3 protein-coding genes and 1 pseudogene are annotated in these 1,978 nt (G+C 69.1%); all 4 read left to right on the forward strand.

Translation table 11 applies throughout. From position 1 onward, the window contains the following. The coding region (locus tag C5O18_RS10505; RefSeq protein WP_105193218.1) for a hypothetical protein at nucleotides 1-240 on the forward strand (240 nt) is incomplete at its 5' end. Between the two features lie 120 nt (nucleotides 241-360). After that, complete coding sequence (locus C5O18_RS08820) at nucleotides 361-894, forward strand: phosphatidylglycerophosphatase A family protein (RefSeq protein ID WP_105193220.1); 534 nt, start codon at nucleotides 361-363, stop codon at nucleotides 892-894. Nucleotides 895-1,029: 135 nt separating this feature from the next. After that, nucleotides 1,030-1,635 carry a GTP cyclohydrolase II gene (gene ribA, locus C5O18_RS08825; protein ID WP_105193222.1) on the forward strand — a complete coding sequence of 202 codons (606 nt, stop codon included), beginning with the start codon at nucleotides 1,030-1,032 and terminating at the stop codon, nucleotides 1,633-1,635. Further along, nucleotides 1,632-1,978 (forward strand): annotated as a pseudogene (locus C5O18_RS08830) (tryptophan--tRNA ligase); the annotation flags it as partial. The gene ribA and the pseudogene C5O18_RS08830, both read left to right, overlap by 4 nt.

The raw sequence follows: 1,978 nt of genomic DNA on the forward strand, positions 1-1,978 counted from the left end.
ATGCGCCCGGAAATCAAACGTCAAGGCTGGCTGATCATCGGCTTCGCCATCGCCCAGTGCCTGCTGCTGCAGGCGTCGGTGCGCCACGAGTGGCTCGAGCTGGGCTATTCCGCCCGCGTGGCGGTGTTCACCCTCAGCGGCATCGCCTGCGCGACGCTGATCTTCCTCGGCGTGCTGTACATGGTAGTGAAGGGCAACCCGGAGCGTGACGGCGCCCGGCAGGGCGCAAGTCGCTCCTGACCGCCGGGGCGCTTTTCCGGCGTCGTGGCCGCCGGCCTGACCGGCGGGCTTGACCGCCCGCGCCGGCGCTTGGGAGCATCAGCGGCCCGAGTCCCTCTTTTCATTCCTCCGGAACCCGTCATGACCGACCGTGCGCCCATTCCCCGCCTGCCCCGCGCCCTCGACCTGCTGGCCTTCGGCTTCGGCTCCGGGCGCAGCCCGAAAGCGCCGGGCACCGCCGGTTCGGCGCTGGCGGTGCTGTGGTTCGCGGCCTTCGCCAGCTTTCCGCTGCCGCTCTACATCGGCTGGGTCGTGGTGGCGGCGCTGGCCGGCATCGTGATCTGCGGCGAGGCGGCGAAGCAGATGGGCGTGCACGATCATCCCGGCATCGTCTGGGACGAGTTCGTCGGCCAGTGGATCGCCCTCGTGCCGCTGGTGCCCCTGATGACCTGGGACCTGCACCATGTGCTGGCCGTGCTGCTCGGCTTCGCGCTGTTTCGCCTGTTCGACATCTGGAAGCCCTGGCCGGTGCGCTGGGCCGACCGTCGCGTGCACGGCGGCCTCGGCATCATGCTCGATGACCTGATCGCCGGGGTCATGGCCGCGGTCGTGCTCTGGTTGCTGCTGCCCCTGCTGCCGGCAACGGAGCCGGGCTGGTTCGGCATTCCGCGCTGAGGGCTGCCGCCGGGAGGGGCGTGACGGGCGTGCGACGCCGTTTTGCTGTCACGCCGGGTCATGATGGCGTCATGCCTAGGCGATGCCAGTCTTTGCTACAATCCAGCCCCTTCTGTCTGTTCCGGAGCCTGCCCGGTGGCTTTTGAGTTCGTTGCCGCATCGCGCCTGCCGACCCGTTTCGGGGAGTTCAGCATCCACGCCTTCCAGGACAGCGAGTCCGGCAAGGAGCATGTGGCGCTGACCGTCGGGCTGGAGACGCCCCCCGGCGACGAGCCGGTGCTGGCGCGCATCCACTCCGAGTGCCTGACCGGCGACGGCTTCGGCAGCCTGCGCTGCGATTGCGGCCCGCAGCTGGAGGCGGCCATGCGTCGTGTCAGCGAGGCCGGTCGTGGCGTCATCCTCTACCTGCGTCAGGAAGGGCGCGGCATCGGCCTGGTGAACAAGATCCGCGCCTACGCCCTGCAGGATGCCGGTGCCGACACCGTGGAGGCCAACGAGCAGCTCGGCTTCGGCGCCGACCTGCGCGAATACGCCATGTGCGAGGACATGCTGCGCCACCTCGGCGTGCGCCGCGTGCGCCTGCTCACCAACAATCCCAAGAAGGTCGAGGCCCTGCAGGCGCATGGCATCGACGTGGCCGAGCGCGTGCCGCTGGTGACGGGCATCAACCCGTTCAACGAAGGCTACATGCAGACCAAGACTGACAAGATGGGCCACATGCTGCCCACGGAAGCAACATGACCACGCGCATCCTCACCGGCATCACCACCACCGGCACGCCGCACCTCGGCAACTACGCCGGCGCCATCCGGCCGGCCATCGTCGCCAGCCGCGATCCGGGCGCGGACTCGTTCTACTTCCTGGCCGACTACCATGCCCTGATCAAGTGCGACGACCCGCTGCGCATCCAGCAGTCGCGTCTGGAGATCGCCGCCACCTGGCTGGCCTGCGGACTCGACACCGCGCGGGTGACCTTCTACCGGCAGTCCGACATTCCCGAGATCACCGAGCTGGCCTGGCTGCTCACCTGCGTTGCCGCCAAGGGCCTGCTCAACCGCGCCCACGCCTACAAGGCGGCGGTGGC

Origin of the sequence: Amnimonas aquatica (genome assembly GCF_002943415.1) — a bacterium.
Lineage (GTDB): Bacteria > Pseudomonadota > Gammaproteobacteria > Pseudomonadales > Moraxellaceae > Perlucidibaca > Perlucidibaca aquatica_A.